A 24,478-nucleotide genomic window follows, 5' to 3' on the forward strand; every position below is an offset into this window, starting at 1 on the left:
ATATCCCGTGGCTCGCATGCTGTCTATCGGTGCGATATCCGCTGTGCTGATCTTGGCGTCCGCGTGCACCAGCGTCGTCGAGGGCGAAGCGAAGTCGGATGGCTCGCCCGGGCTGCCCAAGGGTTCTCCCGAAACGCTCCTGCTGCCGCGCGAGGACTTTCCCGACGGCTCCGGCTCGTACGAAGTGGTCGAGCAGCCGGGCGATGACGGACCGAAGGTGAAACCGGTCGAGTGCAACATCTTTGTCAACCATGACACGGTCCCCTTTGAGCAGGCGGCCGCTCAGTACGAGGACGGGGCTCTTCGCGTGGACGTCGTGGTTGGCAAGGGCATTGCCGACTCGTTCCAGACGATCGAGGAGAAGGCCGGACGATGCGGGTCCGTCAAGCTGGATCTCGATGGGATCGACGGGACCGGCAGCGTCAAGATGGAGAAGGTGCCCGGGGCCTCCGTCGACGCGACGGAGACCGTCTTCACCGGCGGCCTGGGCATGGATGGTGAGCAGACCGTGGAAATCACCATCAAGACGCTCACCGCACATCCGCGCGGAACCACGGTGACGGTCAAAGTCCTTCACGCCATGGAGCCCTGGACCAGCGATAACGACAAACTGGCGCTGACGCTCCTCAACAAACAGATCGACAGGGTGCAAAAGGCACCCTAGTCGGCACGCTCCAGTAGCTTCTCCGTTGCCGCCAGCAGTGCGCACGTCGCAAGACCATCGACAGCAGCACCAACGGTCTCCAACGGGGGAAATGACGGCGCCAGTCGAATGTTCTTGTCGTTCGGGTCGTTTCGGTAGGGGAACGTGGCCCCCGCCTCGGTAAGCGCAATCCCGGCCTCCTTGGCCAGAGCCACCGTGCGCTTGGCCGTGCCGTCGAGAACGTCGAGGCTGATGAAGTATCCGCCCTTGGGCTCACTCCACGATGCGATCTTGCTCTCGCTCAATCGGTCGTCCAGGATTTCAAGTGCCAGTTGGAATTTAGGCGCGAGAATCTGCTGATGCTTCTGCATGTGCAGCTTGACGCCCTCGGCATCGCCGAAGAAGCGCAAGTGCCGCAGCTGATTCACCTTGTCAGGTCCGATGCTGCGCTTACCGGCATGCTGCAAGTACCACGCGATGTTGGCCAGCGATCCGCCCATGAAGCTGACACCCGCACCGGCGAAGGTGATTTTCGAGGTGGAGGCAAAGATCAACGGACGGTTCGGATGTCCGGCGGTTTCGGCGATGCCCAGCAGGTCCACATTCCGGACGAAATCATGCGTAAGGGTGTGCACCGCATATGCGTTATCCCAGAACAGCCGGAAATCCGGTGCGGCCGTGTTCATCTGGGCCAGCCGACGAACAACTTCCCATGAGTACACGGTTCCGGTCGGGTTGGAGAAGACCGGAACGCTCCACATGCCCTTGATGGCCGGGTCGGAGGCGACGAGTTCCTCGATGAGGTCGACATCGGGGCCGTCCTCGCGCAGCGGTATCGGAATCATCTCGATGCCGAAGGATTCGGTGATCGCAAAATGACGGTCGTATCCGGGCGCTGGGCACAGGAACTTCAATGTCGGCTCGTCGACCCAGGGCCGGGGCGAGTCGACGGTTCCATGGAACAGCGAGTACACGATCACGTCGTGCATGAGGGACAGGCTGGCGTTGTTGGCAGCGATCAGGTTGGGCGCGGGAACGCCGAGCAGCTCACCGAAGATTGCGCGCAGCTCCGGGAGGCCGTTGCCGCCACCGTAGTTACGGGTGTCGGTGCCATTGCCGTCAAGGAAGTCACCGTCACCGGGCAGCGCCAGCAGGCCGTTCGACAGGTCGAGCTGCTCGGGAGCCGGCTTACCGCGGGTGAGATCCAGCGATAGCCCCTTGGCCTTGAGCTGGCTGTAGTTCTCCTGCTGCAACCGATGCTGAGCTGCGAGTTCGTCGGGTCCGAGTGACAGGAACGACACGGCTTTCCCCTATTCGCCCTACGGGCATCTGGAGGTCGCGATCTTCGGAAAGGGGACCCCGCGCACCCGACAGAGCCCGTTGACCCTTGCTGCCTTCCAGCCCTGGGGGAGTTCACAGGATAGACGCCGCGCGGGGTCCGGCGACCAGTCTAGTGGGTGGGCCGTCCCGCCCCGAACCGTGGTAGGTGTTACCTTCCGATATCGTGAAATCGGATTGGGGCGATACTCTCCTTACCCTCGAATTCACAGCGGAAAGGACCAGCGGAAATGGCTGAAATTCCAACTCTTGCAGAGTTTCCGCTGCATTCACACGATAAGCTGCGTTACGCCGACACGGATCGGCAGGGCCACGTCAATAACTCCGTTTTCTCGACCCTGCTGGAAACCGGGCGAGTTGAGTTTCTACACGACAGCACTAGACAAATCCTGGAGCCGAACAGGGCATTTGTCATCGCGCGTTTGGAGATCGACTTTCTGGGCGAGATGCAGTGGCCAGGCCAGGTAACCATCGGTACGACGGTGGATTCTGTCGGACGCAGTTCACTCACACTTCGCCAGGCCATCTTTCAGGGAAATCGTTGTGTCGCGCAAGCCCGCTCCGTCATTGTTTTGATGGATGAAAGCTCACGCCTCTCGACACCATTCTCCGAGGGGGTTCGCGCCCGCCTCTCCGAGCTAACATCGTTGCTGGACGGGTCTGCTACCGAAAAATGACATAGTGCATGGCAATTATCACGCCAGCCTGACGAATAGCGCGCCGGAACACACTCCGATACAAACGTCTAACCGTCGTCCAGCCCCAGCAGTTCAGCCCCATTGCGGTCGAGGATCAACGACGCGTCCTCGGCCGACAGACCCTCCTGGATGTACGTCGCGGAACTGACGTACCGGGGACCGCCCTGGTACGGGAAATCCGATCCGAACACCAGCCGGTCGGCGCCCAGTGACGCGACAGCAGCCTGCAATGCGGGCGTGTGATCGTGCCCCACCGTGTCGTACCAAATCCGCCGGGCAGCATCCTTGGGAGCCTCCGGACAATGCGTGGCTTCCCATTCGGTCACCTGCCGGTTCGCCCTCTCCAGCACCATCGGCAACGCCCCACCCAGATGACACGTCACGATCTTCATATCCGGATAACGCGACGGGATCCCCGCGACGATGAGATGCATGATCGCGATCGTGTCCTCGATCGGGGCCCCGATGGACCAGGTGAGCGAGTGCTCGGTGATCAACGAGGAATCCGCTCCGCACCCGGCAGGGTGCACGAAAAGGATTGCCCCCCTGCGATTGAGCTCCTCGTACAGCGGATCGAAGATCGGATCGGCGATTGATCGACCTAGCACCGAGGTCGTGATGGCCGCACCGTACATCTCCAGATCGTCGATCGCGCGACTCAGCTCCTCCAGCGCGGCCGGGATATGCGGCAAGGGTAACGACGCCAGCGCCCGGAACCGTCCCGGGTACTCACTAGCGAGCTTCGCGTATTCATCGTTGACAAATCGGGCGCTCTCGACGGCGGCCGACTCATCCTCGAAATGGGGCGATGCCGGTGTCGCCGAGAGGATCTGCAGGTCTACACCCGCCTCGTCCATCAACGCGAAACGCCCATCCAAATCGGCGCGTACCGCCCCGGCCCCGAGACCACGATGGACGTCGGTACCGGCCCGTCCGTGCTCATCAAGCAGCGAGAGATAGTCGTCGGACCACAGGTGAGCGTGAATGTCTATGCGCACACTTGTCATGCTAGTACCGGAACCCCCGTCGCCAGCGGCGTCAGCAGCTCAGCGAAGATCCCTACTCCATCCCGCGTCAGGATGGATTCGGCGTGGAACTGGATCGACGCAAATCGCTTGGCGCGCACCGCGTGAACCTCACCCGTCACGGCATCCGAACTGATCTGCACTCGCCCCGCCGGAGTATCCACCCACTCGCCGCCTGTGACCGCGGCGAAGGTGTTGTAGAACCCGACATGCCGCTCAGTTCCGAACAAATCGATCTGCCGCTGGACACCCTGATTAGGCTGCTCCCGGCGACGGATGGGCAGACCCAATTGCCAGCACAGCACCTGATGACTCAGGCAAATCGACAGAAACGGAATGCGCTGGGTCAGTGCGGTCTTCGTCAACGCCGTCAGCGTCGCGATCTTCGGAACATCAATGGCCGTCGGATCACCCGGACCGGGACCGAGCACCAGAATGTCATGCGAACCGGGCCTGATGTCCTCGTCGAAGCGACGAATATCCACCCGCAAGCCCAAGGCCCGCAGCTGCAATCCGATCATCGAGGTGAACGTGTCCTCGGCGTCGACCACTAACGCGGTCCGGCCGACCAGATTCGCGGCGCTCGCCCCTGAATCGTGCCCCAGCCAGAAGGTCCCTATGCCGGAGTTGCGACTGGCGAGGGCCTCCGTCACGCGGGGATGACTGCGAAGTTCGCGACGTGTCGTCAACGCGGAGAGCAATCCTGCCGCCTTACTGCGGGTTTCGGCGGCCTCACTCGCGGGATTGGAATGCCGAACGATGGTGGCGCCGGTGCCGGCCACAAGTGCTCCATCAGGCGAAATCTCAGCGGTACGGATCAGGATCGCCGAATCCATCTGCCGCACGCCGGCAGTATCGGTACTGATCAGCGCGGCGACTCCGCTGTAGTACCGCCGGCCCTGTGGTTCATACCGCTGGATGACGCGGCACGCATTCTCCAGCGGGCTTCCCGTCACCGTCGGCGCGAACATCGTCTCGGCCAGGATCTCTCGCGGATCACGGTTCGTCACACCGGAAATCAAATACTCGGTATGCGCAAGCCGCGCCATTTCCTTCAGGTACGGCCCCTGCACCTGACCACCATCCGGGCAGATACGGGCCATCATCTTCAGTTCCTCGTCGACCACCATGTAAAGCTCATCGGATTCCTTGGTGTCGGCGAGAAACTCCATCACGGCATCCAGATTCGGGCCGTTGACACCGTACCGATAGGTCCCGCTGATCGGATTCATCACGGCCAACGAATCCTGCACGCTGATATGGCGTTCGGGTGTGGCACCGACGAACACCTGATCCCCGGTGCTCACCAGGAAGGTCCAGTACGCACCCTTCTCTCGCTCCAGCAGCCTGCGAAAGAGCGTCAGTGCCGTGTTGATCGAATAGTCATGCAACTGCACGAGCAGGTTCCGCTTGAGCACGAAGTTGGCGCCGGCACCCTGACCGATCTCCTCGGAGATGATTCCGGCCGCCAGACGTGCGTACTCCTCGTCATCGATGTCGAAATCGCTGTGACCCACCACCACCGGGTACTCAGGAATTCGATCCAGCACCGCAGACAACGGCGCCGGCTCTTGCTGTTCGATGGCAAGTGCCAGCAGCGGAGCACCATCATCGGGCGCCACGAATCCCCGCTCGACGATCTGGCGGTAAGGCACCAATGCCAGTAGCTCATGCCCAACCAATCCATCGCGCAACGGCAGGTCACCGATCCGTTCGACGGACGTCACCTCTCCGGTGAACACATCGACGACATCGGGAGCGCCGGATTCCGGCCGATGCAGCAGCGCGAATGGTCCGGTTTGTCCGGCCAAGACGCGCCCCAGGAGATCACTCATGTCAGCACCTCATCAGTAACGGTCAGCACAGCGCACCGCCGGGCCGCGTATTCGAGTGCCATCCAGTGCGATTCGTCATCGAAGTCGGCGATCGCATCGGCGACCAGGAAGGTCTCGATATCGTGAGTAAACGCGTCCACCGCCGTCATCAGCACTCCCACGTGCGCGTAGACACCGCAAATAATCAGCTGGTCTCGCCCTGCGGCGTGCATCCGCTCCAGCAGTGCCGAACGATGGAAAGCGCTGTACCGCCATTTGGTGAAGACCCAATCACCGGGATCGGGCGCGATCGGATCGACGATCTGGCGGTGCTCCTCGTCCACCCGCATCCCGGGGCCCCAGAAGTCCTTGAGCAGACCGCGCTGTTCCTGAGTCATGCTGCCGGGCTGAGCGGTGTAGGCGATCGGGATTCCCGCGGCCACAGACCGGTCACGGATGGCCGCAACGTTGCTCACCAGCTCCGCACGCAGCGAAGCAGGCAGTGGGGCAAGGAAGTAGCGCTGCATATCGTGGATGAGCAACACCGCGCGAGCCGGGTCGATCTGCCATGTCGCCGTGTTGGCGGGCAGCAGGTCCACTGTCGGCAGATCGTATTCGGCGATGATCGGGATACCGCGTTCAACGGTGGTCATGGGTCAAACCCCTAGCGTCGCGCCGCCGTCGACCACCAGCGTGTGCATGGTGATGTGGGCGGCTTGGTCGGAAAGCAGGAAGGCCACAGCGTCAGCGATGTGTTGTGGTTGGGCGACGCGCCCCAGGGGAATCCCCGGCTTGAAGTCATCCAGACTGCCGGAAACCAGTCCGGAGTCGGAGGAATCTCCCAGCATGGCGCGCAACATGGGGGTGTCCGTAGAACCGGGAGCGACAACGTTGCATCGGATTCCGTGCTCCGCAAGCTCCAACCCCAGACTCTTGGTGAAGGCGTTGGCGGCTGCCTTGGACGCGGCGTACGCCGTCATTCCCTTACGGGCCACCAACGCTGCGTTGGAGGCAATCGTCACGATTGAACCAGCGCGGCGGGGGATCATGTGTCGCGCCACCTCCCGGCTCAGCACAAATGGCGCCCGCACGTTGACATCAAAGGTCCGAGCCCAGTCGGAGTCGGAGAACTCCACCGCCGCCCCTGTTCTCAGCACCCCCGCACCGTTCACCAACGAGGTGATCGGGCCTATCCGAGATTCAATGTCGGCCACCCCCACCGCCACCGCGGTGTCATCGGTGATGTCGAGCACCTGTCCGATGATGTCCAGCCCCTCATCGGCGGCATATTCGACGAGCTGCTTGATGGCCACCTCGTCGATATCCACCGCGATAACTCGCTCGTCGCGGCGAGCCAGGGTCGTCACCACTCGAGAGCCGACTCCCCCGCCAGCACCCGTCACCACCGCTACCATGCCGACACCACCTCGGCGGCCTGAGCGGTGTTGAGACGCGGATCGCACAGCGTCGAATACCGCTGACCTACTTCGTGATTCTGGGAGTCGTCAAAGACGCACTCGACGACATCATCCGGCGTTGCTTCCAGGTGCAATCCGCCCGAGTGCACGCCCGCCGCATCGAGTACCTCACGGAAGCCGCGCACCTCGTCGATGGCCGTCTGGACATGCCTCGTCTTGTACCCGGAGTCGGTGGACACCGTGTTGGCGTGCAATGGGTCGCACAGCCAGATCACGGGGTGCCCGGATTCACGCACCTCCGCAACTAAATCTGGCAGCTTGTTACGCACTGCCGAAGCACCCAATCGCGCGATCAGCGTCAACCGGCCACTCTCATGCTCTGGATCCAGCTTGTCGCACAGCGCGAGCAGCTCCTCGGTCGTCATCGATGGGCCGACTTTGCACGCCACCGGATTGGCGATACGGGAGAACAATTCAACATGCGGGCCGTCCAGATGCCGGGTCCGGTCGCCGATCCAGGGCCAGTGCGTGGACGTGAGCACCATGCGGTTCTCGCCGTCGCGCCGCAACTGCGGTGCCTCGTAGTCGAGCAGCAGCGCCTCGTGAGATGTCCACACCGGCGGTTCGATGACCGACAGCGAGGATGGCACCCGCCACCCCAGGTGACCCATCACCCGGTTCGCGGCCCAGTATCCGGCAAGCATCCGATCCGGATTGGCACGCCGATGTACCGGGTGCGGCTGCGGACCATTGACGAGATGCCCACGGAAAGAGGGCAGTTCGACACCATCGATCATCTCGGTGGGCTTGGACCTCGGCTTGGCATACTGCCCGCCGATGCGGCCCACCCGCAGTACCGGCCGGTGGGTCTTCATCCGCATGGTGCCGGCGAGCACGTTGAGCAGCGCTACCTTGCGAGCCACGTGAGCATTGGTCGACTCCTGCGGATCCTCCGCGCAATCACCCGCCTGGATGATGGTGGCCCGGCCCTGAGCGACGGTGCTCAGCAGCGCACGCAAGGTCCTGATCTCGTCGGCGCCGACCAGCGCGGGCAGCTCGCTGAGCTCCGCCCGCACACGCTCCAGGTGCACGTCGTTCTCCCAGACCGGTTGTTGCACAGCGCGTCCGGTAGTGAGCAGCAGTGATGGCGCAGTCATTCTCGTGATCTCCATTCGATTGATTTCTGATTCACTTGCCCCACTGGACTGCGTCGAGAACGCCCAGCTGTGTGGTCTTGGCAGGAGTGGTGATTGTTCCGGCGCCGTCACGCAGCACAAGCTGCCGCAAGTCCTGGCCAACCGGATCCCATTGAGGAAGCCGCGAGCTCGCCGGTGCACGGCCGTGCGCGAACTCTGTCACCACATCCATAAAGGCGGCAGAGGTTTCACGCTCCTTGGGCCCGTCGCCGAACTTGGCCACATTGGACGGGTGCGCGTAGGTACCGAAGAGGAACGGTGACGTCGACTCATGAGGCACGCCGAAGTACGGCTGCTGTACCGGGTGGGCATATTCCATGAGGTACAGCGGCGCACGCCGTTCAACCGTCGCACGGCGGGTGAAGGCGAGGATGTCGTGGCGAATCAGAGCATCTCCCCACAGTTCGGTCCACAGCGAGAGCGGATCCGCCGGCCGGCCATCCTGCTTAGCCGAATCTGTGTACATGGCAACGGCATGAGCGACAGCCTCATCGGATATGGGCGCGGCTCCCTGCTCGAGAATGTCACGGAAGGCGGCGCGCAGTGAGTCAGCATCGGTCGGCTGCGGTTGCGGGTCGGGCGCATGAGGACCGGTAAAGAACGATCCCTCCGTGCTGGTGTAGATGGAGATGGCAGGGATGTCTGGCATCGGTTGATTGACATCGAAGGCCGGGAGCAGCACCGGGTCGAGGATGGGTCCGCGGTACTGGCGACCGCTCGTGACTATGCGTTGCGACCTCGGCAGAGCGAACTGCGCCACCCACCAGTCGCGTATCCGGTCCGCCGGTACGTCTTTGAGGTTCTTGACCGGCACCCCCTGCGCCGCGGCCAGCGCATCGAACACTGTGGTGGCGTCGGCGGGCGTCAGGCTCAGGTAGGGGCTCCAGACATGTGCCTGACTGATGCTGATGATTCGGCGCAGCAGCGGCCGCGTCTGTGGATGCAGCGACAGCTGCCAGGTGCTGGCACCGCCCGCCGAGGTCCCGACCAGCGTGATGTTCCCCGGGTCGCCACCAAACGCCTTGGCGTTCTCACTAACCCAGCGCAGCAGCGCGATTTGGTCCTGGAGGCCCCAGTTGGTGTGCAGTCCGGTGTCGGGGTCTTCGAGGGCGGGATGACCGCAGAAGCCGAAGGCACCGAGCCGGTAGTTGAAGTTCACGACGACGGCACCGGCACGCTCGGCGAGCGCCGCCCCGTCGTAGACCGGGAGACTGCCCGCTCCCCGGGACCAGCCGCCGCCGTGGATGTAGACGATCACGGGCAGCTTCGCGGCCCCGTCCACCGTGGGCGTCCATACATTGGCATACAGGGCGTCTTCCTGACGCACCGGATCCCCGCCAGCCGGCTGAATGAAGTCAGAGCCAAATCTTGTGGTGTCCAAAGTATTCCGCCAGGGAACTGGCGGCCGCGGGGACCGGAATCGATTCTCTCCGGTCGGCGGCTGCGCGTAGGGGATGCCCCGGAACACATGCACCTTGCCTGCGGTTCCCCCACGGATCGCGCCGCCGGTCACAGAAACTTGCGGATCCGCCGCGCTGGCCTGCGAGCCGCAACCAGCAAGTGCCGCCGCGCCAGCCAACGCAAATGTCGTTCCTAGCAACGCCCGCCGGGTAATCACCTCTCTATCTTCGAGATGGGGCGGCACGCACCAAACAATCGTGAATTCAGTTCGTCAGTTCGAAGGGAATCCGTCAAGTTGACCCCCCTGGTACCCCATTGCGCCACCTAATGACTCAGCCTGCAAACAATGATTTGCAGGTCACGGGGTTGTTCATCAATCCGTCATCTCGCATTAGTCCACCACGGTTGGTGTAGCGGGGCACCCGCATAGTCCGTCACTTTGTGTGGTGCCAATACCTGGCCCTCAGCGCGACTCTGGCCCATTCTTGGGTCGACTCCGAACATCCGCTAACTCATTGAGGTGCTTCAGACATGACATCTGCGACCAAGGCACAGGCCGCGACCGACCTGTTCGATACGCGGCCCCGCGTCAGCTCGGTCGACGCCATGGCTTCCGTGGCCTCGCATGTATGCCCCGAAGTGCTGCGATCCCTGCCGCGCTGCGATCAGCGCGCCAAGGGCGAGGACTACGTCACCGGCCTGCTGAAGGTGCGCGGACGTAAGTCGGCGCGGAACATGGCGGCCAGCATGGGCCAGTCGATGGGCCGCGAAGTGAGCGAGCAGAACCTGCACCACTTCGTGAACAGCTCCACCTGGGACTGGTGGGCGGTGCGCCGGGACCTGACCGCGTACCTCACCAGCGCGTACCACGCGGCCGCATGGGTGGTGACCCCGATGCTCATTCCTAAGGCAGGCGTGCACTCCGTGGGCGTGGACCGGCGCTACTGCCCTCGCGCCGGGCGCGCGGTCAACGGCCAGCTCGCCCTCAGTGTGTGGCTCGCCGCTGACGGTTTCGCGGTACCGGTGAGCTGGCGGTTGCACCTGTCGCAGCCCTGGCTGGAATCGGCCACCAAGAAGACCAAGACCTCGATCCCCGAGGATTACCCCCTGGAGTCGGTAAGCGGATGCGCGCTGTCGTCGTTCCAGGAATTCCTCAAGGTGGCCCGTCCCTCGAAAGCACCGGTGATCTTCGACCTGCTCGGTGCCAGCGGTGCGGACCTGACGCAGGTCTTCGGAACGCTGTCCCATCAGGTGGCGACCACGCGGGTACCTAGCGACCTGCAGCTTCAAGTAGTCGACCCGGCATTCGCCGGCTACCAGGGGCGCGTCCTGCCCGCCGCGCAGATCGTGCAGGCCACCAAGGGCTCGCGGCGCACCGAGCAGTACGTCTACCAGGGACGCCGACACCTGATCAGCATCGCCAAGGTTCAGCTGGCGGACCCGTCCGCAGTGCGGTCACGGACACCGTTGACGCTCGTCGGCATGACCCCGCTGGACCACTCGCGGGCGCGCACCGAACTCTGGTTGACCAACGACCCCGAGTTCTCCACCTCGTCACAGGCACATCAGGTGGCCCTGGCCGATCACGTGCAGCAGGGATACCTGCACCTGGCAAACCGCATGGGCATGCAGGACTTCGCGGGACGGTCGTTCACCGGATGGCATCGTCACGCCACTCTCGTGTCTATCGCCGCGGCGGTGGGATGCCTGGTGTCACCCGGTCTGGCGAGTGAGCAGCGAACCACGAACTTTCCACAACTTGATGGCGAGCTGCGTGTCCAGGAGCCGCTCGGCATCCTGCCACCCGTCACCGAGTAACTCATTCACCCGATCGAGACGACGCACCACCGTGTTGGGATGGGTGTGCAGGATCTTTGCGGCACGGGTGGGGCTGGCGCCCACGGTGAAGTAGACGTCGAGGGTCTGAAGCAGATCGGTATCGCGGTCTTCGTCGTAGTCGATGACGGGCCCGACCATGGATCTGACGAAACCCTCGATGTCCTGGTGACGCGAGAGCAGCACGCCGAGAAATCCGAGTTCGTTTGCGGCGGCTGCGGTTCCGAGAGCGCCCAGGGCACTCATCGCGTCCATGCAGCGCATCGCGTCCTGGTACGTCTCTTCGATGGATTCGACACGGTCCGACGGTCCGGCAGAGGACACCGTCACCGGCATGCGCAGGTGCGTGGTTGTTTCGTCCCAGACCGCCTGGGCGGTCCGCCCCGGGTCCGATCCCGGAACGAGCAGTACCACCACCTCGTCCTGGGTGGCCCGGAGCCCACCCACGCGTGAGGCGAACGACGCCGACCACAGCGACGCGCGGTCCAGTCCGCCACGTTCAGGCCTGAGAATCACCACGACATGGGGTTGATTGAGGTCCAAAGACAAACGACGGGCGTAGGTCTGAACCAACCGACTGTCACGCTGGCGGTAATCCAGCACGTCGTGGAGCAGGTCGTCACGCAGCTGGGCCACCGACAACGACATTCGATTGTCGCCAGACATGACCACCGCAGCCGTGGTGGTGAGATCCTGAATCTTTAACGGGTACACCGAGACTGGGTCGTCATTCAGGCTCGCGACGGACAGCTCGCCGTGGTAGTCATCGCCCACCGCGAGTGCGGTCGTCACGAAGTCTTCCGGATCGGATTCCCATCTGTACGAAGCGATCTCGGCGCCATCGTGGCCAGTAACCCGCATCGCGACACCGAGGTGCTCCCCCGCCGTGAGGACAAAGCTATCCATGCCACCGGGGCCGGCCCCGGCGTTGAGAAGCCTGGTCCGCAGCTCGAGGCGTTGCTCTAGCTCGCTGATTTGTGCTGTGTTGCTGGAGAATTCGTCGGCACGCGCCAACGCGATGCCCGCGAACGAGCAGAGGCTGGCGAAGAGCGCCCGCTCGGCGCCGGTAAAGCTGCGCACAGTGCGGGATCCGACATAGAGGTTGCCGAAGTGCTGCCCCTCATGCTCCATCGGCATGACCATCAGGCTGTGCACACCCTCGGAGCGCATGGCGGCGTCGCCATCGCTGGCCCGGCTAAACCTGGTGTCGGACGGGTAATCCGTGGTCCATACCGGGCCATGGCCGGGACGGTACTGACTGACCAATCCGACGTCGTCACCAATCGGGAAATACAGACCGCGGTTGATCGCAGTGGTAGACCCGTCGACGTAGCGGACGTGGTGCCGCACCTCAGGCCCGGAGTCATCGCGCACCGAAATGAACGCGAAGTCGGCATCGAGCATGATCCGCGCACGTTCCACCAAGGTCGTCGATGCCTCGTCGATATCGCGGCAACCAAGCAGTTCGATGGCCACACCCACGAGGTTGGACAGTCGCGCCTCCCGCTGATTCTGCCCTTCGATAAGGCCGTATATGCGCTCGGCATATCCGCGAGCGCGATGCAGATCCGCAGCGCTCCACGGGGGCGAGGATTCGCGGGCCATCTCCTTGAGCCGGGCCTCGAAGACATCGGGCGCCGTTCCGGAAGCCAACAGCCGCAGCACGGCTAACGCGGTGGGCCCCCCCTCGCGGGCCCCACCAACCTGTATGTCAGTCAATCCCAACTACCCGTCTGCCGTGTGTGCGTGGCAACGGTAAATGTGGGGTACGGCAGCGTCAAGACTCTTACGCGCGAACAGTTCGCAAAGAATCAGCCTGAACGAAAGTTCGCGCAGGTGACTTCCTCAGATCTGTCGCATCGCCGCCGCCTCAGCCAGCTGACCTGCCGCTCCGACATACGTGACGGGGTCCAACAGTTCATCGACCTCGGCCTCGCTCAACCACGCGATGACCTCCGGCCGGGCAAGACTCGCCTCGCGCAAACTCACGCCGCCCGCGACTGCCTCGTCGACGACGGCGGAGACGAGGGCCTTCGCCGGCGCCTTGCCCAACTGCGCGGACAGCGCCGCCGAAAGCCGCTCGGCCGAGGGCTGCCCGCCGAGCAACCCGAGGTTGTCCGACATGCGTTGGCCGCGCACCTGCAGTCCACGACTCAGATCGACGGCCGTCTGCGCCGCACCGCCGGTGAGGCGCAGACATTCGCGCAGGGCCAGCCATTCCGCGTGCCAGCCACCCGCGGACCGCTCGTCCTCGCTGAGCAACGAGTTGGTCAGGATGGTGCTGAGCGCCGGAACCTGCAACGCCGCCGACCTGATCATCGTGGCCAGCACCGGGTTTCGCTTGTGCGGCATGGCCGAGGAGACACCGCGACCCGGTGGTGCCGGTTCGAGTACCTCCCCGACCTCGGTGCGGCTCAAGGTCAGCACATCGATGGCGAACTTGCCCAATGCGCCCGTCGCAAAGGCCGTGGTGCTACCGATATCGGCGATCGGGGCGCGTAGCGCGTGCCAGGGCAGCCCCGAGGCGGCCAGGCCCGTCCTCCGCGCGAAGGCGATGTTCAGCGTCTCGACGAATGCCCCGGGATCTGCACGGTGCGATCCCGCATATTCGAGGTACCCGGCGAGGGTGCCCGCGGCACCACCCAGTGAGACCGGAAGTGCGCCCGCGACTGCGAGCACGCGTGCACGGGCCTCCAGGATCAGCTCCCGCCAGCCGGATGCCTTGAGCCCGAACGTGGTCGGAACGGCGTGAACCGCCAGGGTGCGAGCAGCCATGACAGTGTCCCGGTGTTCGACGGCCAGGATCGCAAGAGCCTCGGCTACGTAACCCAAATCCGTCGCGATGAGCGACAGCACCCGCTTGGCCAGCATCATCGCCGCGGTGTCCAGGATGTCTTGGCTGGTCGATCCGCGGTGCACGTAGTCGGTCGCACTCGGATCGATGTCCCCCACCACCCGAGTCAGTTCTTTGATCAGGCCGACGACGGGATTGGCTGTCTCCCGCGCCGACAACGCCACCGCACGGACGTCAATATCGTGTCCGGCCACAGCCTTGGCGATGACATCCGCGGCGGCCCTGGGCAGAACTCCGATATCTGCCTGCGCGGCTGCTAGCGCCACCTCCGCGTCGAGCATCGCCTGCAGCCACGCCGTATCGGTCAACTCACCCTCGGCGACGGTGCCGGCGCTGACCGGCGAGAGGAGTCCGGTCTCCAGGAAACCGCTCACACCAGCACTCCGTGATCACCCACATCTGCAACCGGAGAGGGTGCACTGGCCAATGCGGCACGCGCGATCGCATCCGCGTCGCCCAGTGTCACCGAATCCACTCCCGGCCTGATTCCCGCCGCGGTAACCCAGTGCACCGACTCAGTGGGCACCCCATAGGCGAACCGGCGCGGATGAACGCGCCCGTCGGCACCGATCAACCGGTACGGGCGTTCGGTGACTGCCAATCCCTTTGTCTGGTAGGCCTTGTGATCATCGGTAGGAATCTCATACGGGCGGCATTGACCGGTCTCCTGCAGGAAGATCAGCAGGGGGTCGCTGCTGCGGCGCAGGTCTGGTTCATGTAGTCGTGCCTCGATGAGGCTGCGCGTCCTGACGGCCGACCCCGGCACAAGTGGCGACTCGATGACCACGGCCGGGTCATGAGTATCGAAGCGCACCTGCATCTGTGGTCCCACCAGATGCATGACCCCGGCTTCCACCAGGGCGATGATCTCCTCGATCCGCTGAGCCGGCGGGCCGATGGACAGGAAGGCATTCAACGGCGTGTACCAGCTCTCCAACTCGTCGCGGTACGACTTACCGTCCAGCCCGCCGTGGTCCACCGCCAGCCGGATCTCATTGCGCAGGTCCCGCAACACATCCAGCGCCGCCTTCACCGGACCGTCGACATTGCCCTCACGTGCCATCACCACATCGGCGCGCAGGTGTTCGAGGATCCACGCGGTGAACTCCGAAGGGCCACTGAACTCGCGGTTACCCCAAGGACGGTCGAGATCATCCCATTCCCAGGCGATCTCGAGCAGGTTGTGATCCGACAAAATCGCCGGCAGGTCGCCCTCATCCGCGGCGAGGTACCGCGCGGCGAACTCTTGGATTGGCACTCCGCGCTGCGTCAAATGCCCTTCGTAGTAGACGCATTCGACTTCCCGAGCGATGAGCGGCCAGAGGTCGCGGCGGAACTGGAGGAGACCACCGAGGTCCTCGCGGAGCTGGGTGATGCGTTCCACGGTGAGCAGACGCGGGAAATAGCGACCGGAGGAACCCTTCTGGTTCTCGCCGCGTGCGTGGTACGGGATGCCACGTCGAGAGCTGGCGTACAGAATCGGCTCTTGCCCCGAGGGGCGGTACACCAGCCGCCCCTCTTCCGTTCCTTGCTCCCGTTCGAACTTTCCGCCACGGCCCACCGTCAACAGAGCCATGTAGTCAAAGAAGTTCAGCCCCAGTCCCCGAACAGCGACCGGTTCCCCCGGTGCGATGGCGGACAAATCGATATCGGCCGGGTTGGCCGGGGTGACGTAGGTCAGTCCGTGGATACGGGCCAGGGAAGCGGCGCGCGCCTCACCGGGGCGCAGGCCTGCGGGCACATGTCCGACGGCGAGAATGACGGCGCTCAGATCATGCAACCTCGTCCCGTTCTCCAGCCGAACCCCCTGTGGCCCATCGATATCGCCATGAGTGTCCGCCAATGCCACTGCACGGGAGCGGTGGACGAGCACGGTCACGTGATCGGGCGCCCACCCGACCACACGCGCGAAACTGTCGCTGAGGTAGTGCCCATAGAGGGCCCGCGTCGGGTACGAGTTGGACCGCAGCGTACGTGCCTCGGCGATCGCCTTCTCGCCGCTACGCGATGGATCACCCAGCAACGCAAGGCTTTGCGCCCACTCGTAGAGCGTCGGCCCCGGTTCAATGGGTCCCTCGATGGCCACGCTGTCGTCAGTGAACACGGTGATTTGCGACGCCACGGTGTTCATCAACAGATGCCAGGACTGATTGGTCCGCCAGACCGATCCGGCGCCCGGCGAGTAGGGATCGACGACGTGCACGACGATTCGGTCCGCGCTGGGTGCGTGGCGCTCATTGGCGCACAGGCGCTCCAGCACTGCCAGACCGCGAGGTCCCGCACCGATGATGCAAATCTGTTGGTCCGACATCTACCGCACCCCTACCGCCGACGTCACCGCGGCCAAGCCGAAATCGGTGTCGCCGTGCATCCACGCCAGCTCGTCATGCAGATCGGAATCTCGCATCGCGCCCAGCTTCTCGTTGCGCTCGACGGCCGCGTCACCCGCCGCATGCCAGATGCCGATGCTGTCCCTGGCCGCCAGCGTCACGTCGGCGGTGCGGTCACGACGTGCCTCGACATACCTGCTGAACCGGCCCGGAAGGCGGTCTGGATCGGCACCGATGATCGCGCCGAGGACCACGGCGTCCTCAAGTGCCTGGCTGGCGCCCTGCGCGGCGTAGTGCAGCATGGGGTGCGCCGCATCGCCCAACAGCACCACTCGACGATCCGACCACTGCCGTACCGGGTCACGATCCACCAGCGACCAGGATCTCCAGTCTTGCCCTAGCTCAAGCAGGCTGCGCGCCGTTCCACGCAATGGCGCCAACTCGCCGCGCACACGCGCCTCACTCACCGAGACCCCGGAGAACGCCTGGGTGACACCGTCCGTGCGGCTCGCCGCAAGATTCAGCAGCGAACCACCCGCGATCGGGTAGGTCACCAGATGGCATCCGGGCCCGGTCCACCAGGTGACCGAATTGGATTGCAGGCTCTCATCGACCTTGTCGATGGGCACCGTGGTGCGGTACACCGTGATCCCGGCCACCCGCGGTTCGCCGTCGTCGAGCAGCACCCGGCGGATCGAAGAGTTGATGCCGTCGGCACCGATGAGGCCGTCGCCGTCCACGCTGGTGCCGTCGGCAAGCAGCGCCCGCACTCCCTCGGCACCCTGCTGGTATCCGAATACCTCACTGCGGCTGAATAATTCAATGCGGCTATCCGAAACGCAGGCGTCGACCAGGATGCGGTGCAGTTCCGCGCGATGCACCACCAGGTAGGGGCTGTCGAACCGGTGCTGATAATCCGCACCCAGGCTCATCGTGTTGATCAGCCGGTCGATGGTGGCGTCGAAAAGCCGCAGCGAGTCCACCTGGACGCCGATGCTCTCGATCTTGTCGCCCACGCCGAGCACGTTGAGAGCATGTAATCCGTTGGGGGCAAGCTGGATACCCGCGCCGATTTCGGCGAACTCGCGCGCCCGCTCCAGGACAACCACCTCGTTACCCGAGGCGGCCGCGCTCAACGCGACGGCAAGTCCGCCGATACCACCACCGACCACAATGAGCCGGCTCATCAGAAGGCCCCCGAGCTGATTCGCGCCGACAGTTCCAGCCTCTTGATCTTCGTGGTAGCGGTCTGCGGAAGCTCATCGAGGCGCAGCTGAAGCGGCGGGGCCATCGGCGGCAACTGGGCCGCCGCGGTGTCCCAGGCGTTCAGATTGAGCGGCACATCGTTTTTGGTGCACACGACCGGCTGCGCGAGACCATTCGGGCCTGCCACGATGATCACCTCAGTGAGCTCGTCCACCGCCAGGAACAGGCGATCCTCGGCGGCCAGGGTGCTGCCGAAGCCTTCGATGAGATCGACTTCGCGGTCAAGGAGGTGAATGCAGCCCCAACGGGTGCGGTAGCCGACATCGCCCATCCGCCACCAACCGTCGTCGAGCTGATTGTCGTAGCGGTCTTGCTCCCCCAGGTAGGTACGAATCCGGCCGTCGGTTCGCACCTCGATGTAACCGGGGTTCTCCGACGACGGCGGCTGCCCGTTGCGGGAAACGATCCGGACGTCCGTCATGCCGGGGAAGGCGTAGCCGACACACCGCCCATCGGAGTCGGCGGACCTCAGGCGGCTGAAGCCGCGCGCGACGATCGGCCCCACCTCACTTTGACCGTATAGCTGCCCGAAAAGCGGGCGCCGGCGTTGTGTCGCCGCCAGCAGGGTGCGCACGGTGCGTGGGTGAATGGCATCGAAGGTGCTGCTGAAGTATTTGACCGAGGCCAGCGGGCGCCGCGGATCTTCGGCCAGCACTTCCCAGTTGATGAAGGTGTTGGGGTGGGCCTCAAGGATTCCCGGCTTCACACGCAGGAAGATCTCCGCCGCGTGTTCGGGTTCGTCGTCCACGAGCACCACCACGGGGAAGCCGCGCAGCATCGCGATCGCCAATGCCGTCACCAGGCGCGAATGCACGAAGGACACGTGGATGACCACGGGCTCGCGACGACGAACCAGCGCGGCGACGGCGGCCTGCGGCCGGTACCGCGCCTCGAAGGTGAAGTTGGTGTGCACGGCGAGCTTGGGTACTCCGGTGGTACCGGAGGTGTGGGTGATGAGTGCCGGATCGTGCGGGCTGGGGATAAAGGCGGGCGCGGGCGCGGCGGGAGTGAGCGCCGACAGCGTCACGGCCTCCGGGTGCTCGCCTTCGGCGAGCAGGATTCGCGAGGTGATTTCCGCGATCGGCTCTCCGGCGAGGTCACCCTCGAGCTTCGCGGCGTCCGTCAGCAAGGCCGGGTTGCCTACCCGCCCAATGAGTGTCGCCACTGTCGCGCCATCTAACTTGGGGGACAACAGCACTGGAACCGCGCCGACTCGGGCTGCGGCACAGGCCGCCAGAGTAATGTCAAATCCGTCGGACTTGTGAATAACCAGTTTGTCTCCGGGCGCGACACCGGCGGCCCGTAGCCGCCGCGCGATATCGTCAACGGCCGCGGCCACATCGACGATGGTCGACGTACCTTCCAGCTGCGGAGCCAACGACGGTCGATGGTCCAGTGTTAGCGTGTTGGAAGCGTGTCTACGCGCCGCGCGTTCGAAGAGTGAGCCGAGCTTGATGCCGCGATTTCCAATGCGCTGCAGAATCATTGGGGTATTCCAGCTTTCTGGGTAGCATGGGCTTCCTCGGTGATGCGCGAGATGGAGTCCACGGTGGCCTGCATATCGGCGCGGAGTTTGTCGCCCCATTCACGGACGAACCGCTCCTTACCTTCTGCGTCGAGATGCGACATGATTTCGGTGATGCCCTCCGTGGGCTTGCCCATCCGGTAGTGGTGACGCAGGATCGACCCACCCTCGGCAGCGTCCACGAAATAGCTCCAGACACTCTCCTGCCGCTCTCCCGAACGGTTCAGGATGGACCAGCTGAACTGCCTCGGAGCTTCGGCGGCCACGATCTCACTCTCGGTCTGCCAGCCTCCGCGCACCACCGGCGCCCATGCGACGACATCGGTCGCGCGATTGTTGTTGCCGCGGAACACCGCGCCAACCTGTCCGGGTTCACCGGATATCCATTGTCCACCAATGCATTCAGGGCTCCATCGACCACTCTCGGGGAGGTCGCTGACCAATGCGTACAGGTCGTCAGGCGATGAGGTGCAGAAGGCGCTGGTTTCGATTTCGAAGAGGCTCACGCATCAAAGGCTGGCACCGGCGACAGGGAGCAGCGATGTATCCGGAGAAGGTCCGTCAAGTTGGTTTTCGGGTCCGTCAAGTCGGTGCGCCGGTGCGGAGTAGACACCAGGTTGCGGCCGGAAATCACGCGGGAAGCAGCACCAGCCGGGTGCCGCCCATAACTTCCGTCTCGATGCGTCGGTGCGCCCGCGCTGTCTCTGAAAACTGCATCAAATCAATAGAATTCGGAACAATATCACCGCCGGCAAGCAGAACCGCCGTGCGCTGGGCCGCATCGGCGAGCTGGCGGGTGGACGCCCTGGACATGACAAATCCGCGAATGGACCCACTCTTGCGATACAACGGACCAAGGGGCACCGGCCGCTGGGTCTCCGGGGTTCCATCGCCGGATATCAGGACGATCCGACCGTGTGGTGCAAGCAGATCCACCGCCGTCATGACATCGTTGACGCCCGAGGTGTCCAAGTAGACATCGACGGCACCGGGGTGCTTCTTACTGACCAGCGGCACCCAATCGGAGGTGTAGTCGTACACCTCGTAGGCCCCGAGTTGCACGCATCGATCCAGGCTGCGCTGCGATGCCACGGCGATCACCCGCGCGCCGGCACCCGCCGCCAGGGAGACTGCGGCCGACCCGACGTTTCCACCGGCCCCGACGATCAGCACCGTTTCCCCGGCTCTGATGTCCCCGTACTCGACGGTCGCCAGATAGGCGGTCGAGGCGGGGTGAGCCACCGCGACAGCGACCTCCGGATCCACATCCGACGGCAGTTCATACAACCTCTCAGCCGGAACCGCAGCGAATTCTGCTGTGGCACCTTGTCTTCCGTCGTAGCCAAGACTGGTGCACCAGACCCGCTCACCGGTGCGGAATCCCTCGGATGCCTGGACAACTGTCCCGACCAGGTCACGCCCCACCACAAACGGCAGCGGAATCGCGGTGGCGTACGAGCCCGAACGCACAAAGGTATCCACCGGGTTGACCGCCACCGCGTCGACCTGGACGAGCACTTCACCGGGCGACGCCACGGGTTCGGGAAGCGTGCCGTACTGGATGTTTTCAGCGGGTCCCCGCTGCTCGATATAGGCGGCGCGCATACGCACATCTTGCGGTATGGCCGCCGCACCCACAACGTGACGGATTACGTTGCCAATGCTTGCAATTCACGACCCGCTGCTGGGCAGCGGCGTGCTCGGCACCCCGGGCGTACCGAGTCTGCCGGCGACCCAGGGAAAGGCCTGTGCGAACGCCTCCTGCGCGTACGCCCAGTCATGGTTGCCACCGCGCCGCACCACCGCGCAGTCGATGCCCGCGGGCAACGCCGCCTCACACAGTCGACGCGCCGCGATCGGACCGGTGAGCTGCTCCTGACCCGCCCTGATTTTCGCGGTCGTCGATACGTCCAGCCAACCCGCCACGTCCTGGTATCGACGATGGCCATGTATCACCGAGAGCGTGTCGAACAGCGCCCATTGCTTCTCATCACCGCCGTAGAGTCGCTCCACCGTCTGTTCCTTAGTGCCCGCATTGGGAGTGAGGTCGCCGGCCATGTCGACGAAGGTATGGAACAGTTCCGGGTGGGTGATGGCAAAATCCGCCGCGCACGTTCCACCCATCGACCAGCCGACGATACCCCAATTGGCGGGGCTCGAACTCGTCCCGAACTCCGAATTGACGTATGGGATAACCTCTTTGGTGACATGCGCGGCGACATTTCCGCGCGGACCATCCACGCATTCGGTGTCGTTGTTGAAGGTCCCGCCGGTGTCGACGAAGACCAGCACCGGAGTGACGCCATCATGCGATTGCGCGAAACGGTCCATGGCCGCAGCCGCGTTGCCCTGACGTACCCAGTCGGCGGGAGTCGACCACGCCCCGGAAATCATCACGACCACGGGAAGTTTCGGGGGTGCGGGCCGCGCGAACCAGGCGGGTGGCAGATACACGTACTCGGTTCGGTGCTGGAATCCAGAGACGTCAGCCGGGATCTCGACGGGAACCACACGTCCAGTTGCCGTGGCACCCTGGCCCTTCAGATCGCGTACCTCCGCCAGCTCCGCCTCGTCGGGTAGTGGCCCGGCGGTCACCGCGGCCCACGCCAGACGCAGCGTGTCGTAGTAGTCGATCCACTGATTGAGCACAGTCAGCGCCGCCACGAGGCATAGCGGCACCGCCAGGACCATCGCACCGCGACGCATCCATGCTGTCCGCATCCAGCCGGCTATCAAGACAACCAATGCCACTGCGGCAAAACCGATCCAGATCCACAGCATGAGCGGTGGCGGGTTGTCCGCCATTCCTTGCGAGGTGATGTACCAGTACGCCAGCGCACCCACACTCATGCCGCAGACAGCGGCACTGGGCACCCACACCCGCAGCCAGCTCCGGGGTCTGCGGTAGAGACCGGCCACCAACGCCAGCGCGGCCAGGACTTGAATCGTCACCGGGAGCCAGCCATGGATGAGCGAAGGGCCGGCGTACAGCGGATTGTTCCGCGCGTAAGCAGGCAGCTCGGCCAGTACCCAGGTCCCCGACGGCGGCACGCCCTGATTGTCCGTGGGATTCCTGTAAGGAGGTTCCGTGCATTCTGGAGAATCGCTGGGAATCGGCCTGTTTGGGTCATCACTGCCCCGAGAGGTGACGGACAACGACGCCGGCGGTTGCCGGTGGCCCCGCGCCCGGCCAATAGTGCAGAAATGACGCGGGTTGTCCTGATCGTGCTGTGTGCACTGCAGGTCACCATGCAGCTCTATGTGTGGATTCCGATTCACGCCGCCGTATCGGCGTCCTACGGCGGACAGAACATGACACCCGCGCTGTCCTCGGCGCTGTTCGGCTACGCCGCGGGGTTCCTGCTATTCGGTCCGATCACCGATCGTTTCGGTCGTCGGCATGTGCTGATCGCCGGGGTATCGGTGATGGCCGTCCTGACCTTGCTGGTGCCCTTTGCCCCCACACCCGCGCTGTTCGGATTGCTGCGAGTTCTTCAGGGCTTCGCCGGCGGAGCGTTCTCACCGTCCGCGCTGAGCTATCTCGGGGAGGCGCTGCCCCGCCGGACGGCGACGACGGCGATTGGCGCGGTGTCCACCGCGTATCTGATGGCCGGGGTGCTCGGGCAGGTGCTGGCCTCCCTCATCACCCAGGCATGGGGATGGCAGTGGCTGTTCTGGGTGAGCGCCGCCGGGCTCGCACTCAATGTGGGGCTGCTGGCGCTCGTCATGCGCGAGGAGCGCGGCGGGGATCCCTCGGCGCGAGTGGTTTCCGGTTTCGCCGCCCAGGCCCGCCTGCTCACTCGCCGGGATATCGCGGTGCCGCTGGCCGCGGTGTTCGTCCTGATGCTGTCGTTCGTCGCGATGTACACGAGCCTGGCGAATCAGCTGGTCGACGAGCTGCGGCTGCCGGAGTCCACCGTCACAACGATCCGGCTAGCGGGCATTCCCGGAATGTTGGTGGCACCGTTCGTCGGATCGTGGGTGGGCAAGGTCGGCACCGAGACCGGGGCGCTGGTGGGGTACGTGCTGGCGGCGGCGGGGTTGGCGGTCGAGGCCCTGGGCGCCGATTCGGTTCCTGTCATCGTCGTCGGCAGCAATATCTTCGTCGCCGGTATCGCCGTCGCGTCGACGGCGATGGTCACCATGTTCGGCGATCGGGCGGCTCCCCGGCGCGGTGCCGGTACCGCCCTGTACGGGTTCACCGTTTTCCTCGGCGCCAGCTCTGCGCCCTACCTCGCGCATGCCCTCGGTTTCCGGCCGCTGCTGGGCGTGCTGGTGGTCGCGCTGATCGGCGGCGCGGCCCTGGTGGCCACCACGCGGCGTGCATCGGGGCCGGTCAAGGCGACGGTAAGTTCCCTCGAGATCTAAGAACTCAATCGCCGTTCGCGCAGCTCAGGGCGTCGTAGGCTACCTCGCATGAGCATGCCGGCACCGCGGCGGCCGCTTCCCCGCTATTGGTATGGCATCGGCGCGGCACTGATCGCGACCGGTGTGATCGGCGGGATCGCACTGTTCATCGCGGGCATCGTCTCCGTTGTTCAGGGACCAACCCACGAATTCGACGGAAATACTTCGGCCACAGTCCCTTTCGCGGCAGGCACTTCGCAGATCATCTATGTCGCCGACGTCAAGGTCGGCACATCGGTAGCAGCGCATACGCGTTGCGCGGCCCGCGACGAGAACAATCGTGACGCGACGCTCCGACGCTACGGGGGCAGCATGTCGATCAACCGATGGAACGCCCTCTATGTAGTTACCGCACAGGAAGCGGGGAACTACACCATCAGCTGTGCCGGACCGGCGGATAGGTACTACGGGGTGGGCCCCAGAGCTGGCACCGCGGCAATCACCGCGACGATCGCGGGGCCGATCGGCGGCGTGTGTCTGGTCGTCGCCGGAATCATCGTCTTGATCGTCACCGCGTCGCGGCGCCGACCCGAATCACCGCCGCATCCCGGCCCTCCGCAGCACCCGTATCCGCACGGCCGCTGGTAGCGGGGCCAGAGCACTCAGCTCAGTCCGCTACCATGACCGACGGAGGATTCGCCTAGTGGCCTATGGCGCTCGCCTGGAACGCGGGTTGGGTTAATAGCCCTCAGGGGTTCAAATCCCCTATCCTCCGCCACTGCAGGAC

20 protein-coding genes, 1 tRNA gene and 1 other RNA gene are annotated in these 24,478 nt (G+C 64.4%); 6 read left to right on the forward strand and 16 right to left on the reverse strand.

From position 1 onward, the window contains the following. The first annotated feature begins 7 nt into the window (after positions 1-7). Positions 8-664: a hypothetical protein gene (locus B4400_RS11535; RefSeq protein ID WP_078311235.1), complete on the forward strand. Its 657-nt coding sequence runs from the start codon at positions 8-10 to the stop codon at positions 662-664. Here B4400_RS11535 and B4400_RS11540 read toward each other — a convergent pair. Together B4400_RS11540 and ffs are read right to left on the reverse strand one after the other, a co-directional pair. Then, positions 661-1,944 (reverse strand): aspartate aminotransferase type Ic, encoded by a 1,284-nt coding sequence (locus B4400_RS11540; RefSeq protein ID WP_078311198.1) that lies wholly within the window; start codon positions 1,942-1,944, stop codon positions 661-663. The two genes, B4400_RS11535 and B4400_RS11540, sit on opposite strands and share 4 nt — an antisense overlap. 47 nt (positions 1,945-1,991) lie before the next feature. Further along, an RNA gene (gene ffs / locus B4400_RS11545) (signal recognition particle sRNA small type) lies at positions 1,992-2,086 on the reverse strand. Positions 2,087-2,211: 125 nt separating this feature from the next. Here ffs and B4400_RS11550 point away from each other — a divergent pair. Continuing rightward, positions 2,212-2,658, forward strand: a complete 447-nt coding sequence (locus B4400_RS11550; protein WP_078311199.1) for an acyl-CoA thioesterase — start codon at positions 2,212-2,214, stop codon at positions 2,656-2,658. A 68-nt stretch (positions 2,659-2,726) separates the two neighbouring features. On the opposite strand, the gene B4400_RS11555 is transcribed toward B4400_RS11550, so the two are convergent. Genes B4400_RS11555 through B4400_RS11580 form a run of 6 tightly spaced genes read right to left on the reverse strand, consistent with a single transcriptional unit; the run spans position 2,727 to position 9,750 of the window. Then, on the reverse strand, positions 2,727-3,677 hold the full coding sequence (locus B4400_RS11555) for an amidohydrolase family protein (RefSeq protein WP_078311236.1): 951 nt from the start codon (positions 3,675-3,677) through the stop codon (positions 2,727-2,729). A 5-nt stretch (positions 3,678-3,682) separates the two neighbouring features. Then, positions 3,683-5,539 (reverse strand): anthranilate synthase family protein, encoded by a 1,857-nt coding sequence (locus tag B4400_RS11560; protein ID WP_078311200.1) that lies wholly within the window; start codon positions 5,537-5,539, stop codon positions 3,683-3,685. Further along, complete coding sequence (locus B4400_RS11565) at positions 5,536-6,171, reverse strand: isochorismatase family protein (protein WP_078311201.1); 636 nt, start codon at positions 6,169-6,171, stop codon at positions 5,536-5,538. Before B4400_RS11565 ends, B4400_RS11560 begins: the two co-directional genes overlap by 4 nt. A 3-nt stretch (positions 6,172-6,174) precedes the next feature. After that, a complete protein-coding gene (locus B4400_RS11570; RefSeq protein WP_078311202.1) occupies positions 6,175-6,933 on the reverse strand; it encodes an SDR family oxidoreductase in 759 nt (252 codons plus the stop codon). Beyond that, positions 6,927-8,108 carry a 3-deoxy-7-phosphoheptulonate synthase gene (locus tag B4400_RS11575; RefSeq protein ID WP_078311203.1) on the reverse strand — a complete coding sequence of 394 codons (1,182 nt, stop codon included), beginning with the start codon at positions 8,106-8,108 and terminating at the stop codon, positions 6,927-6,929. Before B4400_RS11575 ends, B4400_RS11570 begins: the two co-directional genes overlap by 7 nt. Positions 8,109-8,124: 16 nt before the next feature. Continuing rightward, entirely contained in the window at positions 8,125-9,750 is a 1,626-nt protein-coding gene (locus B4400_RS11580) for a carboxylesterase family protein (RefSeq protein WP_078311204.1), read from the reverse strand. A 314-nt stretch (positions 9,751-10,064) separates the two neighbouring features. On the opposite strand from B4400_RS11580, the gene B4400_RS11585 reads away from it, so the two are divergent. After that, positions 10,065-11,351, forward strand: a complete 1,287-nt coding sequence (locus tag B4400_RS11585; protein ID WP_078311205.1) for an IS701 family transposase — start codon at positions 10,065-10,067, stop codon at positions 11,349-11,351. Here B4400_RS11585 and B4400_RS11590 read toward each other — a convergent pair. The 8 genes from B4400_RS11590 to B4400_RS11625 all read right to left on the reverse strand — a co-directional run bounded on the left by B4400_RS11590 (position 11,247) and on the right by B4400_RS11625 (position 22,395). After that, on the reverse strand, positions 11,247-12,974 hold the full coding sequence (locus B4400_RS11590; RefSeq protein WP_078311237.1) for a helix-turn-helix domain-containing protein: 1,728 nt from the start codon (positions 12,972-12,974) through the stop codon (positions 11,247-11,249). The two genes, B4400_RS11585 and B4400_RS11590, sit on opposite strands and share 105 nt — an antisense overlap. A 240-nt stretch (positions 12,975-13,214) precedes the next feature. Then, positions 13,215-14,597: a lyase family protein gene (locus B4400_RS11595; protein WP_078311206.1), complete on the reverse strand. Its 1,383-nt coding sequence runs from the start codon at positions 14,595-14,597 to the stop codon at positions 13,215-13,217. Then, positions 14,594-16,534, reverse strand: a complete 1,941-nt coding sequence (locus B4400_RS11600; RefSeq protein ID WP_078311207.1) for an FAD/NAD(P)-binding protein — start codon at positions 16,532-16,534, stop codon at positions 14,594-14,596. Before B4400_RS11600 ends, B4400_RS11595 begins: the two co-directional genes overlap by 4 nt. Further along, positions 16,535-17,740, reverse strand: coding sequence for an FAD-dependent monooxygenase (locus tag B4400_RS11605; RefSeq protein ID WP_078311208.1), 1,206 nt, complete (start codon positions 17,738-17,740; stop codon positions 16,535-16,537). Continuing rightward, positions 17,740-19,305, reverse strand: a complete 1,566-nt coding sequence (locus B4400_RS11610) for an AMP-binding protein (protein ID WP_078311209.1) — start codon at positions 19,303-19,305, stop codon at positions 17,740-17,742. Before B4400_RS11610 ends, B4400_RS11605 begins: the two co-directional genes overlap by 1 nt. Then, entirely contained in the window at positions 19,302-19,850 is a 549-nt protein-coding gene (locus tag B4400_RS11615) for an SRPBCC family protein (protein WP_078311210.1), read from the reverse strand. Before B4400_RS11615 ends, B4400_RS11610 begins: the two co-directional genes overlap by 4 nt. A gap of 124 nt (positions 19,851-19,974) precedes the next feature. Next, on the reverse strand, positions 19,975-20,949 hold the full coding sequence (locus B4400_RS11620) for an NADPH:quinone reductase (protein WP_078311239.1): 975 nt from the start codon (positions 20,947-20,949) through the stop codon (positions 19,975-19,977). A gap of 66 nt (positions 20,950-21,015) precedes the next feature. Further along, complete coding sequence (locus B4400_RS11625) at positions 21,016-22,395, reverse strand: alpha/beta hydrolase (protein WP_353615249.1); 1,380 nt, start codon at positions 22,393-22,395, stop codon at positions 21,016-21,018. A gap of 153 nt (positions 22,396-22,548) precedes the next feature. On the opposite strand from B4400_RS11625, the gene B4400_RS11630 reads away from it, so the two are divergent. From B4400_RS11630 to B4400_RS11640, 3 genes are all read left to right on the forward strand, one after another. Then, positions 22,549-23,712, forward strand: a complete 1,164-nt coding sequence (locus tag B4400_RS11630; protein ID WP_078311211.1) for an MFS transporter — start codon at positions 22,549-22,551, stop codon at positions 23,710-23,712. Between the two features lie 48 nt (positions 23,713-23,760). Continuing rightward, positions 23,761-24,339 (forward strand): hypothetical protein, encoded by a 579-nt coding sequence (locus tag B4400_RS11635; RefSeq protein ID WP_286142074.1) that lies wholly within the window; start codon positions 23,761-23,763, stop codon positions 24,337-24,339. 41 nt (positions 24,340-24,380) lie between these two features. Further along, positions 24,381-24,469: transfer RNA gene (locus B4400_RS11640), tRNA-Ser, on the forward strand. Positions 24,470-24,478 lie beyond the last annotated feature (9 nt).

Origin of the sequence: Mycobacterium sp. D16Q13 (genome assembly GCF_002013375.1) — a bacterium.
Taxonomy (GTDB): Bacteria; Actinomycetota; Actinomycetes; order Mycobacteriales; family Mycobacteriaceae; genus Mycobacterium.

Bases quoted from the DNA above. Each gene is read 5' to 3' on its own strand.
- B4400_RS11585 (WP_078311205.1), top strand. From the start codon at position 10,065: ATGACATCTGCGACCAAGGCACAGGCCGCGACCGACCTGTTCGATACG.
- B4400_RS11620 (WP_078311239.1), bottom strand. From the start codon at position 20,949: ATGCGCGCCGCCTATATCGAGCAGCGGGGACCCGCTGAAAACATCCAG.
- B4400_RS11605 (WP_078311208.1), bottom strand. From the start codon at position 17,740: ATGAGCCGGCTCATTGTGGTCGGTGGTGGTATCGGCGGACTTGCCGTC.
- B4400_RS11600 (WP_078311207.1), bottom strand. From the start codon at position 16,534: ATGTCGGACCAACAGATTTGCATCATCGGTGCGGGACCTCGCGGTCTG.
- B4400_RS11590 (WP_078311237.1), bottom strand. From the start codon at position 12,974: ATGGCCCGCGAATCCTCGCCCCCGTGGAGCGCTGCGGATCTGCATCGC.
- B4400_RS11630 (WP_078311211.1), top strand. From the start codon at position 22,549: ATGACGCGGGTTGTCCTGATCGTGCTGTGTGCACTGCAGGTCACCATG.
- B4400_RS11550 (WP_078311199.1), top strand. From the start codon at position 2,212: ATGGCTGAAATTCCAACTCTTGCAGAGTTTCCGCTGCATTCACACGAT.
- B4400_RS11575 (WP_078311203.1), bottom strand. From the start codon at position 8,108: ATGGAGATCACGAGAATGACTGCGCCATCACTGCTGCTCACTACCGGA.
- B4400_RS11560 (WP_078311200.1), bottom strand. From the start codon at position 5,539: ATGAGTGATCTCCTGGGGCGCGTCTTGGCCGGACAAACCGGACCATTC.
- B4400_RS11565 (WP_078311201.1), bottom strand. From the start codon at position 6,171: ATGACCACCGTTGAACGCGGTATCCCGATCATCGCCGAATACGATCTG.
- B4400_RS11570 (WP_078311202.1), bottom strand. From the start codon at position 6,933: ATGGTAGCGGTGGTGACGGGTGCTGGCGGGGGAGTCGGCTCTCGAGTG.
- B4400_RS11635 (WP_286142074.1), top strand. From the start codon at position 23,761: ATGAGCATGCCGGCACCGCGGCGGCCGCTTCCCCGCTATTGGTATGGC.
- B4400_RS11610 (WP_078311209.1), bottom strand. From the start codon at position 19,305: ATGATTCTGCAGCGCATTGGAAATCGCGGCATCAAGCTCGGCTCACTC.